The following is a 14,611-nucleotide window of genomic DNA, read 5'->3' on the forward strand; positions in this document are numbered from 1 at the left end:
GTAGCTCGACGCCTGCTGCGCCGCCCGCGCCGCGTAGCGGTGCCAGAGTGCCCCAGCCTTTTCTGGCACCGCTACGCGGCGCGAAGGTCTTTTCCGCTCGCCGTACTACAACCCTTCAGCCGCTACGCGGCTCCGCAAGCCTTGCGCAACGTGGGTTAAGTAGTTGTTGACGCTTTCTCAACCAGCTTCTCTAGCAGAAGCAAATAGGTGGAAGCGCCTTGCAGAAACCGACCGGTCGGGCATCCTGGCTACGGGGACGGATGCAGCGCCTTAAGGGTGGCTGGGCGGCGCGGCTTTGGCGGCTTGCTCGATGCGCTTGGCTTCGTCCAGGGTCATGGGCTTGTACTGGATGCCCAGGCGCTGGGCGTTGGCTTCTACGGTGGAGTCGAAGCCGGCTTTTTTGCGCCGCTCGTTTACGTGGGCGGCATCTTTGATGGGCCAGATGAATTTTATCCAGTCGTGCTGGCCGGTGGTGGGGTTGGGTACGCTGTAGCCGCAGCCCTGGGTGCCATAGATCTGCTCCTGGCCCTGGTACATGAGGTGGCGGTCGAGCATGCGGGCGTAGAGGTAGAAGTCCACTTCGCCTTTATCAGCCATGTGCTTGACCAAGGGCAGGTACTGCGGGATGCGGGTGGAGTGCTGAATGACGAGCAGGGCTACTTCGTTGGTGGGCGTGCCCACGAGCGTACGGCCGGGGTAGCCGTACTGGTCGATGATTTGGGCAATGCGCACCACGTTGGTCGAGTCCTGAGCACTCATGCGCCGGCTTAGGTAAGGCCCCACCTGCTCGGGCGGGATGCCGGCAGCCCGCGCTACCGAATCGAAGCGGCTGTTCATGGTGGTGCCACCCATCATGAGCTTGCGGTAACGCTGGTCTACCACCTCAATGCTGTCCAGCTCCCGCTTCAGGCGTAGGTTGAGCGTGGGCTGGGTAGGGGTGGAGCGGCAGGCTGCGCACAAGGCGGGGAGCAGGACAGTGAGGATAAGCGCGAGGCGGATGGTGGGCATAGGAGGAAGATGAAGAGGATACACTGAAGGTTGGCTACTGCCTCGCCGCTGGCTAAGCTAGCGGTTGTTTGTCATGCTTTTACCTAACCCATACGCGTAGAAAGTAAGCAGGAGTGAGGCCAAGGCCAGCAGGATACCTAGAATAACAAACGGCCGCTCCTGTAAAGAAGAGCGGCCGGGGCAGATAGTGGAATAAGGGAGTTAGAGGGGAGCCGGTGCGGTGGGCTTCTCTGAGCGGGTGGCCGTGTTGATAACCTGGCGGGCCGACTGGTAGGCGGCAAAGAACTGGGGCTGGGGGCGGCGGTAGCGCAGCAGAAACTTGTCGATGCGGTTGCGGAGCAGGGCGGTGGCCTGGCGCAGGTCGGCGGTGATTTGCTGCTTGAGGGCCTTACTGCTGGCGATGGTGGTGCGGGGCGCGGTCATCTCCGCCCGGAAGGCGTCGAGGGCGGCTTGCAGCTCGGTCAGCTCGGCGGGCGTCACGGCCTGGGCGGCCAGGGCCTGGGCGTGCTCGGTGGCGCGGGCATGGATGTTTTTGGCGATGCGCAGCAGGTCGTTGTCGGTGGCGCGCTGGAGCTGGCGCTCGGTGTAGTCAGCGTCGGTGTGGAGGCTGATGTTCTGGGTTTCGTCGGCCAGGGCGAGCAGGGCGGCGGCTACTTCGGCGGTGCGCTCGGCCAGCAGGTTCTTGGTGGCTTTCTTCACGGCGCCGGGGCTTTCGGTGCGGGCGGCACCCTGCTGGATGGTAGCGGTGGGGTCCAGGTCCTGCACCAGCTCGGCCAGGGTGGCGCGGGCCTTGGTCAGGGCCGTGTTGGCGGCGTAGAGGTCGGCGTGCTGGTTGAGCACGGCCAAGGTGGCCTGCATCATGGCGAGGCGGGCGCGTTGGCTATCTTTCATGCGGATAAAGGGGTTAAAGTACCGGGGAAATATAGAAACATACCGGTGTTATTGACTATACAGGGGTAGAAATAGTGTCGGCAGCCGGCGCAGGCGCTGCTGCCGCTGCGTCAAGGCACTGGGCCAGGGTGGCAATGCCTCAGATCAGCGTGCCAAGGCGCCGTACCGATGCGGCAACGCGTTGGGACAAGGTGTCAACGCGTTGGGATGGCGTGGCAAGGCGTTAAACCGTGGTGTCAACGCGCTTAGTCGGAGGTGTCAACGGCTTGGATGGAGGTGGCAAGTCGTTGAAACGGCGCGGCAGCTCGGTAGGCGGGGGCGTCAAGTCGTTGGAACGGCGCGGCAACTGCTGCGGACGAAGCGTCAAGCCGCTGGGAAGGGGTGGCAGCCTGCGTGACAGAGGTGGGCAGTTGGTGTATTCTACTGGATGCTGGTTGCCCGTGCTCCGCTGGTTTCTGGTGTTTCTGCCTGGCACAAGCCGGCTGCGTGGGCCTTGCTTGTCGTGAGACTGGGCTCCACCCAGCCAGCACTACTGGCGCGGCCCCGGCTTGCCGCGTGGCGGCAAAGAAGGTGCGGCTTCATCGTCAGAATAGGCACGCGGGCTACAAGGTGGCGGCAGGTGAAAGTAGCAAGTCGCGTGCTGGTTGAAACTAGCTCGTAAGTCAACTTATAAAGAAACTTTCTGGTACTTTCGTTGCGTATCTACCTGCAACGGCATGAGCGTACCGATTACCGTTAAGATGAGTGACGAGGCGCGGGCGTTCGTGCGGGCCTTGGATGAAGAAACCCGCATCCGATTAGACGTGAGCATCCGGCGCACGCAGAATGGAGAGCAGGGCAACTGGTGTAAGAAGCTGGCTGGCACGGATGGTATCTGAGAATTTCGGGTAGACGGACCGCAGCACACCTACCGGCTGTTTGCCTTTTGGGACAAGACAGGTCCCGAGCCCACGCTCATCTTCTGCACCCACGGCCTCGACAAAAAAACGCCCAAAACCCCGGAGCGCGACAAGCAAAAGGCCGAACGCATGAAGCGCGAATACTTCGAGCAGAAGCCGCGCGCCACCTAAGTCATGCTGCGGGCTCTTGCCGTGCAGTAGTTTTCACCTGTTGTTTCCGACTTCATTATGGCCACCACTTACACCGATTACAACGACCTGGAAGACGAGTTCTTCGGCCCGCCCGGCTCCCCGTTGCGGGTGCGCTACGAAGCGGCTCTGGACCTGGCCGCCATACCCGCCGCCATCCGCGACTACCGCCGCCAGCACCACCTGACCCAAGCCGAGCTGGGCGCACGCATCGGCGTAGGCAAAGCGCAAATCTCCAAGCTGGAACGCAGCGCCCTCAACGTGACTATCGACACGCTGCAAAAGGTATTCGGGGCGCTGGGGACGGTGGTAAAGATTAAGCTGGAGCCGGCGGGGTAGCGTTTTCCGCCGTGGCGTTGGGTGCGTAGCTGAGGCAGTGGATGGGTTGGTAGCTACCACCGGCTTCCCGGTATGGTTGGTAAAGCGCTGCGCCATGTATTACTCCTCCTACATTTCCATTAACCCTGAAATTCGTTTTGGGCGGCCGTGTAGTACGGGCACGCGCATCAGCGTGGCCGATGTGCTGGGCTGGCTAGGCAGCGGGCAGACCATACCAGAGATTCTGGAGGACTTTCCGGAGCTAACGCAGGAGCACATCCACGCCTGCCTGCTCTACGCCGCCGACCGGGAACGGCACCTGCGCACCGCTGGATAACACTACTGCCGGACGGAGACGTGGAAAGCACAAGAGCCACCCGCTACCGGGTGGCTCTTGTGCTTATTCTTACCAGGATGATGCTAGGCAGCGTTCTTCGGGCCGGGGTTTTCGAGGTTGCCGAGGCGGGTATCGTGCTCGGACAGCTTACGGAGCATAGCCGTGTTGGTATCAGTTTGCTGCATCAATGCCTGTAGCATCACCTGCTGCCGCTGATCGGATTGCCGCAATTGCTCCAACGTGTTGTCGATTCGTTTGAGGGCTTCGGACATCATTTCTTCGAGTTGGCTAATACGCTCGTTATTGGTCATAGGGAATACGCGTGAAGAGGCTTACGAATATACGGAGCGAAGAACTTTGTCCATCAGCGCCGCCCTGGCCGCGTTGCTACGGCAGCTTTGAGCTACAGGAGAAGCGAAGCTGACGCCGGAGACGGAAACGTATTGTTTGACGCTGCACGGGAAGGTGTGGTAGTGATAATAGATGCGGGCGGAGGCGGGAGCGACAAGGTTGTTTTTATGTAAGACGCATTCCTTGCTTTTCCAACTCGGCCGCGCCTGGCAGCACTCCGCGGCTTCCGAATTTATACACGGCCCATTTTGTGTGTACTAGGTACTTGAGCTGCCGGGCGGTCCGGTGTATCTCCGTCCAGTTCCAGGCGGCTACCTGATTAACGGTAGAGAAACCTGCTGCTTCTTGCCCTAACGCTCCTTTCTCGTTAAAGTGACCTATGTGCGAGTGGGCTAACTCGCCATTCTGCAATCCGCCAAAATAGAGCTGAATGAGGCCCCAGCCGATGGTACGGTAGCGGAATGTATGGCCTTTACAGTAGCGCGGATTCAACTCAACGCGCCTGAACTCCGGCGGCGCGCCAAATCTGGGCGACCAAAGCTGAAACGTAGCCGCAAAAGAGCCGCCAGAGTTCAGATCAACGTTCTGCGCCACCTCATCCGCACTGCTGTATTCACTGATTTCCTGGCTGTAGGCAGAGGACAGATCATACATGCGCAGGTCGGTTTCGGTAAATAGGTAGGCTAGCAGATGCAGCTTGTCAGTTGTGCCGGCGTAGAAGTTGTAGTTCATGATGCGAGTATACTCACGCTGAGTGAGGGCGTATGTGTTTTACCTACGTTTTGGCAAACCCGCGTACTTTGTAGCCACACCCCTGCCGCCCTATGTCCGACTTTGCCGCCCCTGCTGGTTTCCCCCGCCTCACGTATCTGCGCATCCGCAACTACCGCGCCCTGCGCGACGTGGAGCTGCGCGACCTGACGCCGCTGACGGTGCTGATTGGCCCCAACGGCAGCGGCAAGTCCACGGTGCTCGACGCGCTGGCGTTTCTGGCCGAAGCGGTAAGCGGCAACCTGCAACAAGCCTGGGAAAAGCGGAACCGGTTTGCGGGGATGCGGACGCGGGGGCAGGAGGGGCCGATTGAGTTTGAGGTGGAGTATTTTATCAATCCTGAAGCGCCACGACTTCGGTATATGCTAAGCATAGATGAAGCTGACGGATTAGTATTTATTTCTAATGAGAGTTTGACTGAATTTGGAGCAGAGCCAAGAATATTAATTAATTGGATAGACGCTGAGCCAAACCCACTCCGCTACTATGGTTATGGAAACGTCTTTAGAAACAATATCTACCAACAGGGCTCCAGCCCTTCTGACATAGCATTTATTGCCCGCTTGGGTTATTTTCCAGAGCACATAGGCAAGGAATGGCCTGTATCATCCTTGGTGCTGAGCGTTATACAATCTTATCGTCGTATTAACCTGAGCGACGACAAACGAGAAAAAGAAGAAAAAGGGTACTCCGACGCCGGGCCGCGGGAGAAGCTGTCGGCCAACGGGGACAACCTGCCCAACGTGCTGTACTACCTGCACACCAAGCACCCGGAGGTGCTGGCGCGCATCGCGGCGCAGCTGCGGCGGTGGGTGCCGCAGCTGGCGGAAGTGGTGACGGAAATTACCTCGGATGAGCGGCTGCTGCTGCGGTTTAAGGATGCGCCGTTTGAGAAGCCGCTGCCGGCGCAGTATATGTCGGAGGGCACGATGCGGCTGGCGGCCCTGCTCACGCTGCTGTATGAGCCCAATGCTACCGGGCTGCTGGGCCTGGAGGAGCCGGAAAACGAGCTGCACCCGCGCCTGCTGCCGCGCCTGGCCGAGGAGCTGGTGAAGGCCACTGAAACGCGGCAGCTGCTGGTGGCTACTCACTCGCCGTTTCTGCTGGATGCGCTGGAGCCGGAGCAGGTCTGGATTCTGCACCGGGGCCCGGATGGCTATACCCAGGCTACGCGCACGGCTGATATTCCGCAGGTGAAGGAGCTGGTGGAGGATGGCTCGCCGCTGGGCTACTTGTGGACCAGCAACTTCTTCCGCCTCGGCGACCCGCTGGCTCCCCGCACCTCAGCCGCGCAGTAGGATGCACATTGAGTTCTTGCTGGAAGAAGAGTCGGCGGAGGCGGCGCTGCACGTTCTGCTGCCGAAACTGCTGGCGCCCGATGTGACCTATCAATGCTACCCGCATCGGGGCAAGACGGACTTATTGCAGCGCCTGCCGGGCCGGCTGAAGAACTACGCCCGTCGGTTGCCCCAGGAGCCGGGGTTGCGGGTTGTCATCCTGATGGACGCCGACACGGATTGTCGGCGGCGCAAGGCCGAGCTGGAAAAGATAGTAGCCGAGGCAGGCCTGCTCACCAAAACCACCGCTGGTTCCGAACAGCCGTACCACACCATCACCCGGTTAGCTATGCAAGAACTGGAAGCGTGGTTTCTCGGTGACCGGGAGGCTATTCAGGCCGCCTACCCACGGGTGCGGCCCCAGCACTTCAGCGGCCTGCCCCACGACCCCGACACCATTGCTGATACCTGGGAAACGCTGTGGCGCGTGTTGCAGGAGGGCGGGTATTACCGAACGGGCAAGGCCAAAATAGAGTGGGCCGAAACCATAGCCCCGCACCTGAACCCGGAGCGGAATATGTCGGCCAGCTTCCAGTATTTCCGGCAAGGCCTGGCGCAACTGCAATAATGCCCCACCACCGCCCGAGCCGGCCTGCCACGTCAGTAGCAGGCCGGCTCGGGCGGTGGTGGGGGAGCGGCTTGGTGGGCCTGATGGGTATTACTTACGGTTGGTGCGGGCTTCAAGTCGCCGGAAAGCAACTGTCAGGTTCATAGACCGCTGCATGAGCAGGCGGAGCATGGCGTCTTGGCGTTTGTCCGCTCGGCGGCGCTGTTCATCATCACGCAACAAGAGTTTTTCAAACTGTTGGGCTGATTTATTTGGTGAAAGCGCAATTGCTGATGCTTCTCCGAAATGCTTGTCTGCTACGCTTCGCTTCATCGACTGTAATACGTCCGCTAGGGCTTGGCTGGCACGCGCTTGGTCGGCAGCAAGTTGAGTTAAACGACGCTGCAACTCGTTTTGACGCTTTCAAAATCTTCGGGCGATTCAGGATTACTCATGGTGCGGTGAAGTTGAAAAGTATATCAAGATAGGTTTTCCAACGACGTGGGCGGGTCGCCGAACTGGAGCTTATCCTCGGGTAATGCTTATGAACTTCATAAAGCTTGGAACGAGTTGGACATGGGGCCATAAACGGACACGGGCGGACATCATGTCCGCCCGTGTCCGCTTATGTCCGGGACTTTTCCTTACACCCCGACCGTTTCCTCGCTGCCCAGCTCGCTCAGTATCCGCTGGGCCTGTTGCACGCTCCGCACATCTTCGAAGGTGATGATGAGCTGTTCTTTGCGCTCCTTCATGGAGGCCGTGCGAGGGTGGGTTTGCACGTAGCTGAGAATGTTGCCGAACGTGTCGCCCTGGAAGTAGGCCTCGTTGCCCGTGGCCGGGATGTAGCCTTTCAGCTGGTTTTTCTTCAGCGTCAGCTTCTCGAAACCCAACTGGCAGCCCTGCCAGCGCAAGCGCACGATGTCGGCCAGCTGCTCTACTTCGGGGGGCAGGGGGCCGAAGCGGTCCACGATGCCAGCCAGCAGCTTGCGTAGGTCCTCGGGGTTTTTGGCCCGGTCGAGCTTGCTGTAGAGTTGCAGGCGTTCCGAGACGTTGCTCACGTAGCGGTCCGGGATGAGGACCTGGAGGTCGGTTTCGATGTTGCACTCCTTGGGGCCGCTGGTGCCGGCGGCTTCTTGCAGGCGCTGGGTGGGGTCGCCGAGGAACAGGTCGCGGAACTCGGTTTCCTTCAGCTCCTGCACGGCTTCGTCCAGAATCTGGTGGTAGGTCTCAAAGCCCAGGTCGTTGATGAAGCCGGATTGCTCGCCACCGAGCAGGTTGCCAGCCCCGCGGATGTCCAGGTCGCGCATGGCCACGTGGAAGCCCGCGCCCAGGTCCGAAAACTCTTCGAGCGTGCTTAGGCGCTTGCGGGCGTCGGAGGGCAGGCCGGCCACCGGGGGCGTGAGCAGGTAGCAGTAGGCCTTTTTGTTGGAGCGGCCCACGCGGCCGCGCATCTGGTGCAGGTCGCTCAGCCCGAACAAGTGGGCGCGGTTGATGATGATGGTGTTGGCGTTGGGAATGTCGAGGCCCGATTCGATAAGGTTGGTGCTCACCAGCACGTCGTACTCGCCATCCACGAACTTCATCATACGCTTTTCGAGCAGGTCGCCCTCCATCTGGCCGTGGATGTAGGTGACGCGGGCATCGGGCACGAGGCGCAAAATCATGTTGGCCAGCTCCTCGATGTCCTTCACGCGGTTGTGCACGAAGAACACCTGGCCGCCGCGCTTGATTTCGCGGGCCACGGCGTCGCGCACCAGCAGCTCATCGAACACGTGCAGCTCGGTTTGCACCGGCTGGCGGTTAGGCGGGGGCGTGGCAATAACTGACAGGTCGCGGGCACCCATGAGGGAGAAGTGCAGGGTGCGCGGAATGGGCGTGGCCGAGAGAGTAAGCGTGTCCACGTTTACCTTCAACTCCTTGAGCTTGTCTTTGGTTTTGACCCCAAACTTCTGCTCCTCATCGATGATGAGCAGGCCCAGGTCCTTGAACTTAATGTCCTTGTTGGTGAGGCGGTGGGTACCGATGAGGATGTCGGTTTTGCCCTCGGCCACGCGGGCCAGCGTCTCCTTGATCTGCTTGGTGCTCTTGAAGCGGTTCACGTACTCCACCGTCACGGGCAGAGCCGCCAGCCGCTCCCGAAACGTTTTGTAGTGCTGCATGGCCAGGATGGTGGTGGGCACCAGCACGGCCACCTGCTTGCCGTCGGCCACGGCCTTGAAGGCCGCCCGGATGGCTACTTCCGTTTTGCCAAAGCCCACGTCGCCGCACACCAGCCGGTCCATGGGGTGGGGCACCTCCATGTCGCGCTTCACATCTTCGGTGGCCTTGGCCTGGTCGGGGGTGTCTTCGTAGATAAAGCTCGACTCCAGCTCAGCCTGCATGAAGGAGTCGTGGGCGAAGGCGTGGCCGGGTGCGGTTTTGCGCTTGGCGTAGAGCCGAATCAGCTCGGCGGCAATGTCCTTGACCTTTTTCTTAACCGACTTTTTCTTGTTTTCCCACTCCGGCGAGCCCAGCTTGCTCATGGTGGGCGGCGTGCCCTCGGCCCCCGAGTACTTGGCAATCTTGTGCAGGGCGTGGATGCTGACGGTCAGCACATCGTCGTCGCGGTACACCAGCCGGATGGCCTCCTGGAGCCGGTCGTTGATGGTAACCTGGGTGAGGCCGGCGAAGCGGGCAATGCCGTAGTCCTGGTGTACCACGTAGTCGCCGGGCACCAGGGTGCGCAGCTCTTTCAGCGTCAGCGCCTTTTTCTTGGAGAACTTGCGTCCCTCCTGGGCCCGGTAAAACCGCTCGAACAGCTGATGGTCAGTGTAGATTACCAGCTTGAGCTGTTCGTCGATGTAGCCTTCGCGCAAGCCGAGTAGCAGGTGCTGGAATTGCACGTTGTTGTCCAGCTCGTCGAAGATGGTGCGCAGGCGGTCGGCCTGGCGCACCTGCTCGGCGGCAATGATGTTGGTGTAGCCTTTTTCCTGGTTTTCGTGCAGGTTCTTGACGAGGCGGTTGAAGTCCTTATTAAAGGAAGGCTGGGGCTTGCTGCTGAACTGGAACTCCTCGGCCCCGGTCTTGTAATGAAACCGTTTGCCGAACTCCACCACCGAGAAGGCATCGAGCAGCTTCTTGAACGTCTTGCCCGACTCAAACAAATCCTCCGGCTTGCTCACAATCTGCACACCCCCCGACGATTCCAGCAGCTCCTTGAAACCCTGCTCGGCCCGGTCAAACGACTCTTCCACCACGTCCAGGGTCTGGCGCACGTCCTTGGCCCAGATGGCGGTGTTGCGGGGAATGAAGTCCAGAAAGGCCTCCCGCGTTTCTTGCAGCAGCTTGGTTTGCACGTTCGGGATGATGCTCACCTGCTGCCGCTTCTCCACCGACAGCTGCGTCTCAGGGTCAAACGTCCGAATCGTCTCCACCTCATCCCCGAACAGCTCAATGCGGTACGGCAGCTCGTTGGCGTAGGAGAAGATGTCCACGATGCCCCCGCGCACGGCAAACTGCCCCGCCTCGTACACAAAGTCGGTCCGCTCGAAGTCGTACTCGGCCAGCATGTCGCTGATGAAGTTGACATCCAGCTTATCACCGATTTTCACCAGGAAGGTGTTAGCCACGAGGCTTTTCTTGTTGATAACCTTCTCAAACAAAGCCTCGGGGTAGGTGACGATGAGGGCGCCTGGGGCCTCACCCCCCGGCCCCCTCTCCTTCAGAGAGGAGGAGCCTGACGATTCACGTCCGCTCCTCGCGTCTGGCTCCCCCTTCTCTGTAGGAGAAGGGGGTTGGGGGGATGAGGCACTACGGTGGGTATTCAGCCGGTTCAGCACCTCGGCCCGCATGAGCACGTTGGCGTTTTCCGTCTCGTCGAAGGAATACGGGCGCTTATAGGAGCTGGGAAACAGCAGCGGCTCTTCGCCAGGTAGCAGGTGCTGGAGGTCGGCGAGGAAGTAGGCGGCCTCGTCCCGGTCGTGGAGGATGAAGAGGTGGTGCTGATCGGGAAACTCACGGTGCAGGGCGGCGGCCAGCACGGCGTCCTGGGAGCCCACCAAGCCGCGCAGGTACAGGCGCACCGGGGCTGTTTCGGCCGCGGCCCCGGCCCGCAGGCTATTGCGCGTGGCCGGGTTCAGGCGGGCCCCAACGGTCAGCACGGTGGGGTCGAGAGCGTAGAGCTTGAGAAAATCGGAGACCTTCAAAACGTAGTTCGGCTGGGGAGAGAAGCAAAGGTAGAAGCCCGGCCGGATGGTTTTCCGGTCGGGCAGAGGTGGCACAAGGCACGGTACCCAATACCATGACTGGCCGCTGAAAGTTTCTTGGGGTTGGGGTGCTGGGGTACAGGTCTGTCATCCTGAGCGGCGCGAAGCATCTCGTCCGCTTTGTTGGACCTCACCCCCCGGCCCCCTCTTCAAAAGAGAGGGGGAGCCTGATGATTGAAGTTAGCCAGCGGTAGAGATGCTTCGACTCCGCTGCGCTGTGCTCAGCATGACGTTCTACTTGTCACCTGTCACCTGTCACCTGTCACCTGTCACCTGTCACCTGTTACCTGTCACCTGTCACCTGTCACCTGTCACCTGTCACCTGTCACCTATCTTTGCACTCGTTTTTTTATGTATCTGACGTGCGCGGTTCTTCTCACCTGGCCATTGGCCTGATTACCGGCGTGGCTATTGGCGGCCTTGTCACTGGGGTGCCGTTTTCGCCGGCGGGCATTGCCCTGGCGGGCTTTTCGTCCCTGGCTCCCGACCTCGACCACCCCGGCTCCCGGCTCAGCAAGCGGCTGGGGTTTACCCAGCAATATGTGCGCTGGGCCTTTGTGCTGGTAGCGGCGGGCCTGGCCTTGTACACGCACTTTCTGGTGCCGCCCGGCCCCGACCGGCGCATGGGCTTCACGGCGGCCCTGGCGTTTGGCCTCATTGGCGCGGCCATGCAGGGCGACTCTACCCGCAAACTGGCGCTGCTGTTTACGGGGCTGTGCACGGTGGTGGCGGGCCTGTACACGGGCTACGTGTGGCTGAGCATGCTGGGCTGCTTTGTGGCCGTAGCGCCATTTACCTCCCACCGCTCCTGGACCCACACCATCTGGGCGGCCGGCCTCTGGACCTACATCGGCCACCTGGCCAACCAAAGCCTGGGCTGGCACGGCGTGGCCTTGTTTGCGGGCGGCGGCTACGTCTCGCACCTACTGGCCGATACGCTCACTAAGGCCGGCGTGCGGTGGCTGCTGCCCCTCACCGACCGCGCCCTGAAACTTCCGCTTATTCGCACGGGTTCGGCCAGTGGCAATGTGCTGGAGGTAGCCATCTGCATCGGCTACGCCGCGTTGGTACTGGGGCTGGTAGTAGGGCGCATGGGCTTTTAGCGGCGGGACCCTGGCCACCGTTGAGGTGGCAGAGCGCCCGTACAGCCCTCGTTTGTGCTGCGTTATAGCCGGCAAAGGTGTACCTTGCCGAAAGTTTATATCCTATTAGGTCGGACAGGCGCCGCCATCCGAACGGTTACCTTTCGCAACAGCCCGGAACTTGCCTTTTTCAACGGACTCCTCCGCCGGAGGAGACGGGTAATTACTGGACAGCTGTACCTAAAAAGATATAATTTGCTTAACCTTGTGGTACGTGTTGTGGAAATAAGTGGATAGGTCACAGAATAGCTCGTCTGCTGCGGGGCAGAAGCATCTGTACGCAAAGTTATCTTGCTTTATCCCAATTTAGGAAGCCCGTCAGGCCTCCGCCTTTTTCGTTGCTCTACTCGCTACTGCTACCCTATTGCACTTGTCCGTTGCACCTTTCATTCTCTAAAACTTTGCCATCATGATTTATTGTCTTTCTGAAAGAAACACAGATAGTATCTTTGGTCGAGGCGACGCCCGACGTCGCCTCGACCGAACCAATGTACCCGCTCCCGCTCACACACACCTTTTTGCGCACAAACCGCTTCTCGTATGAACCAGATGAATAGCCCTCTGATTAGGATAGGCGTCTTCTATGACGGCAATTATTTCCTGAAAATCAGTGATTACTACTACTTCCAGCACGAACGTAAGGCCCGCATCAGCCTGGAAGGTCTCCATGAATTTATCCGGCACCAGGTAGCCGAAGAAGAAGACGTTGACGTGCGTCTTAGCCAGATTACGGATGCCCACTTTTTCCGCGGCCGGTTGTCGGCCACGGAAGCCCGCGACAAAGACCGGCTGTTCCACGACCGGCTGCTCGACGATATTCTGATGAATATGGGCATCACCACGCACTACATGCCCCTGAAAACGCGCGACGGCCGTTTGCAGGAAAAAGGCATCGACGTGTGGCTGTCCCTGGAAGCCCTGGAACTGGCCATGCACAAGAGCTTCGACGTGATTGTACTTATCGCCGGCGACTCCGACTACGTGCCCCTGATTAAGAAGCTGAACACGGTAGGCACCCGCGTGATGCTGCTCAACTGGGACTTCAAGTACGTGGACTTCAAGGGTGAAAACCGCGTGACGCGCGCCTCCCAGCAGCTGCTGGAGCACGCTACCTACCCCATCCAGATGCACGACCTCATCGACCAGGGCCTGAGCACGGGCGACGACGTAATTGAGGGCATGTTCGTGAATACCCCCGAGCCGGTGGCCTATCCCACGCCCAAGCCGGTGCGCCCCACGGGCCCCACGGCCGCTGGTCCGGTGGGCACGGTGGGCATCAGCACCATCAAGAACCTGAAAAACGGGTTCGGCTTCGTGGTAATGCCCCCGAACAACCTGTTCTTCAGCTACGCCGACATGGCCGAGGGCGACTTCAACGACCTGCGCGAAGGCGACTGGGTGGAATTCACGGTGGGCCGCAACCACCGCGACGAAGACTGTGCCCGCAACGTGCGGAAAGTGCAGCCCCCGCAGCTCAACGACGAGTACGACGGGGAGCCCGAGCACGAGTCGGCCGTCTCGCCCGAACGTTTATAATCTGACCTCTTTTCTCTATCGGTTCGGTATTTGAAAACCCGCCGGATGGCCTCAGGGCCGTCCGGCGGGTTTTTTTAGAGCCCTTCGGCAGCTACTCTTCGGCCGGAAACAATAGGTCGTGGAAGTCGCGCTTGGAGGCGGGGTAGCGGTTGAAGGTGCCCAAGCCACGGGCCACCACCAGTCCGTCGCGGGCGGGGCAGGTAATGGTAGCGCTGCTCACGATGAGCGTTTTGCCGGAGTGCTCCACCGCACCATGCGCCACAAGGTAATCGTGCAGGTGCACGGGGTGCAGGTAGTTGATTTTAAACTCGACCGTGGACACCAGCTCGCCGGCCGTAAACGCCAGCGACAGGGCCGCCGCGCCCAGGGCCGCGTCCATGAGGCCAGCCAGCACCCCGCCGTGGCAGGTACCCGGCGAGGAGAGGTGGTCGGGGCGCACGGTCATGGTGTACTGCACCTGGCCAGGCCGGGTCAGCAGCAGCTCCATGCCGTTGGTGCGGCCGTAGGCGTTTATTTGGTTGTAGATGGCCAGCAGCGCGGCCACGTCGGGCAGTTGTTCCATACCGGGAGGTCAGGGCAATAAAGCAAGTCAAAAGCACAGGCAAGAGTGGGAAAAGGTAGTTACTTTAGGAAAAACCCTCCCGCATATGGCCGCTCCCGATTCACTTACCTTCGCTGAGTTCTACCCCCGGTACCTGCGCGAGCATAACCGCCGCGGCACCCGCATTCTGCACTTCATCGGTACCAGCCTGTTCTTGCTGGCTCTGGGTTTGGCCGTGGCCTGGCAGCGCCCCTGGCTGGTGCTGGCGGGCGTGGTGGCAGCCTACGGCCTGGCCTGGGTGGGGCACTTCTTTGTGGAGCACAACCGCCCCGCCACCTTTCAGCACCCCTGGCTTTCCCTGCTCGGCGACTTCCGCCTGTACTGGGACCTGCTGCGCGGCCGGGAGAGGTTTTAGCAAGCCTCCCGGAGGCTGTATTCGCCCGAGTGCCCCGAAGCTCAGCTTCGGGGCACTCGGGCGAGCTTGTGTATCTTTGGCC

Annotated in this window: 15 protein-coding genes and 1 pseudogene; 9 read left to right on the plus strand and 7 right to left on the minus strand. The window is 60.4% G+C overall.

The window, feature by feature from the left end; all coding sequences use genetic code 11:
- Positions 1 to 270: 270 nt before the first annotated feature.
- Both OIS53_RS17105 and OIS53_RS17110 read right to left on the minus strand, forming a co-directional pair.
- Entirely contained in the window at positions 271 to 1,008 is a 738-nt protein-coding gene (locus tag OIS53_RS17105) for a DUF6624 domain-containing protein (protein ID WP_264679792.1), read from the minus strand.
- A 201-nt stretch (positions 1,009 to 1,209) separates the two neighbouring features.
- Positions 1,210 to 1,899, minus strand: coding sequence for a hypothetical protein (locus tag OIS53_RS17110; protein WP_264679793.1), 690 nt, complete (start codon positions 1,897 to 1,899; stop codon positions 1,210 to 1,212).
- Positions 1,900 to 2,615: 716 nt separating this feature from the next.
- Between OIS53_RS17110 and OIS53_RS17115 the strand changes: the two genes are divergently transcribed.
- The 4 genes and pseudogenes from OIS53_RS17115 (at position 2,616) to OIS53_RS17125 (ending at position 3,642) form a co-directional block, all read left to right on the plus strand.
- The gene (locus OIS53_RS17115; RefSeq protein WP_264679794.1) at positions 2,616 to 2,777 is read left to right on the plus strand and encodes a hypothetical protein; all 162 of its coding nucleotides are present in this window, start codon (positions 2,616 to 2,618) and stop codon (positions 2,775 to 2,777) included.
- A gap of 12 nt (positions 2,778 to 2,789) precedes the next feature.
- Positions 2,790 to 2,969: pseudogene (locus tag OIS53_RS20525) on the plus strand (type II toxin-antitoxin system RelE/ParE family toxin); the annotation flags it as partial.
- A 57-nt stretch (positions 2,970 to 3,026) separates the two neighbouring features.
- Positions 3,027 to 3,326 carry a helix-turn-helix domain-containing protein gene (locus tag OIS53_RS17120; RefSeq protein WP_264679795.1) on the plus strand — a complete coding sequence of 100 codons (300 nt, stop codon included), beginning with the start codon at positions 3,027 to 3,029 and terminating at the stop codon, positions 3,324 to 3,326.
- Between the two features lie 94 nt (positions 3,327 to 3,420).
- Positions 3,421 to 3,642 (plus strand): DUF433 domain-containing protein, encoded by a 222-nt coding sequence (locus OIS53_RS17125; RefSeq protein ID WP_264679796.1) that lies wholly within the window; start codon positions 3,421 to 3,423, stop codon positions 3,640 to 3,642.
- An 83-nt stretch (positions 3,643 to 3,725) separates the two neighbouring features.
- Here OIS53_RS17125 and OIS53_RS17130 read toward each other — a convergent pair whose 3' ends face one another.
- The gene (locus OIS53_RS17130) at positions 3,726 to 3,953 is read right to left on the minus strand and encodes a hypothetical protein (protein ID WP_264679797.1); all 228 of its coding nucleotides are present in this window, start codon (positions 3,951 to 3,953) and stop codon (positions 3,726 to 3,728) included.
- A 205-nt stretch (positions 3,954 to 4,158) separates the two neighbouring features.
- Positions 4,159 to 4,725: a hypothetical protein gene (locus tag OIS53_RS17135; protein ID WP_264679798.1), complete on the minus strand. Its 567-nt coding sequence runs from the start codon at positions 4,723 to 4,725 to the stop codon at positions 4,159 to 4,161.
- A 92-nt stretch (positions 4,726 to 4,817) separates the two neighbouring features.
- Here OIS53_RS17135 and OIS53_RS17140 point away from each other — a divergent pair, with 92 nt between their 5' ends.
- Together OIS53_RS17140 and OIS53_RS17145 are read left to right on the plus strand one after the other, a co-directional pair.
- Complete coding sequence (locus OIS53_RS17140; protein WP_264679799.1) at positions 4,818 to 6,062, plus strand: AAA family ATPase; 1,245 nt, start codon at positions 4,818 to 4,820, stop codon at positions 6,060 to 6,062.
- A 1-nt stretch (position 6,063) separates the two neighbouring features.
- Positions 6,064 to 6,669 (plus strand): DUF4276 family protein, encoded by a 606-nt coding sequence (locus OIS53_RS17145; protein ID WP_264679800.1) that lies wholly within the window; start codon positions 6,064 to 6,066, stop codon positions 6,667 to 6,669.
- Positions 6,670 to 6,759: 90 nt separating this feature from the next.
- Here the strand turns inward: OIS53_RS17145 and OIS53_RS17150 are convergent, their stop codons facing one another.
- Together OIS53_RS17150 and mfd are read right to left on the minus strand one after the other, a co-directional pair.
- On the minus strand, positions 6,760 to 7,056 hold the full coding sequence (locus OIS53_RS17150; protein WP_264679801.1) for a hypothetical protein: 297 nt from the start codon (positions 7,054 to 7,056) through the stop codon (positions 6,760 to 6,762).
- Between the two features lie 236 nt (positions 7,057 to 7,292).
- On the minus strand, positions 7,293 to 10,835 hold the full coding sequence (gene mfd, locus OIS53_RS17155; protein WP_264679802.1) for a transcription-repair coupling factor: 3,543 nt from the start codon (positions 10,833 to 10,835) through the stop codon (positions 7,293 to 7,295).
- A gap of 395 nt (positions 10,836 to 11,230) precedes the next feature.
- On the opposite strand from mfd, the gene OIS53_RS17160 reads away from it, so the two are divergent.
- On the plus strand, positions 11,231 to 11,998 hold the full coding sequence (locus tag OIS53_RS17160; protein ID WP_264679803.1) for a metal-dependent hydrolase: 768 nt from the start codon (positions 11,231 to 11,233) through the stop codon (positions 11,996 to 11,998).
- A 579-nt stretch (positions 11,999 to 12,577) separates the two neighbouring features.
- Positions 12,578 to 13,573 carry an NYN domain-containing protein gene (locus OIS53_RS17165; RefSeq protein WP_264679804.1) on the plus strand — a complete coding sequence of 332 codons (996 nt, stop codon included), beginning with the start codon at positions 12,578 to 12,580 and terminating at the stop codon, positions 13,571 to 13,573.
- Positions 13,574 to 13,664: 91 nt separating this feature from the next.
- On the opposite strand, the gene OIS53_RS17170 is transcribed toward OIS53_RS17165, so the two are convergent.
- Positions 13,665 to 14,135 carry a PaaI family thioesterase gene (locus OIS53_RS17170; protein ID WP_264679805.1) on the minus strand — a complete coding sequence of 157 codons (471 nt, stop codon included), beginning with the start codon at positions 14,133 to 14,135 and terminating at the stop codon, positions 13,665 to 13,667.
- Between the two features lie 85 nt (positions 14,136 to 14,220).
- On the opposite strand from OIS53_RS17170, the gene OIS53_RS17175 reads away from it, so the two are divergent.
- The gene (locus OIS53_RS17175; RefSeq protein WP_264679806.1) at positions 14,221 to 14,529 is read left to right on the plus strand and encodes an Mpo1-like protein; all 309 of its coding nucleotides are present in this window, start codon (positions 14,221 to 14,223) and stop codon (positions 14,527 to 14,529) included.
- Positions 14,530 to 14,611: the final 82 nt, after the last annotated feature.

The organism is Hymenobacter sp. YIM 151500-1, assembly GCF_025979885.1.
Lineage (GTDB): Bacteria > Bacteroidota > Bacteroidia > Cytophagales > Hymenobacteraceae > Hymenobacter.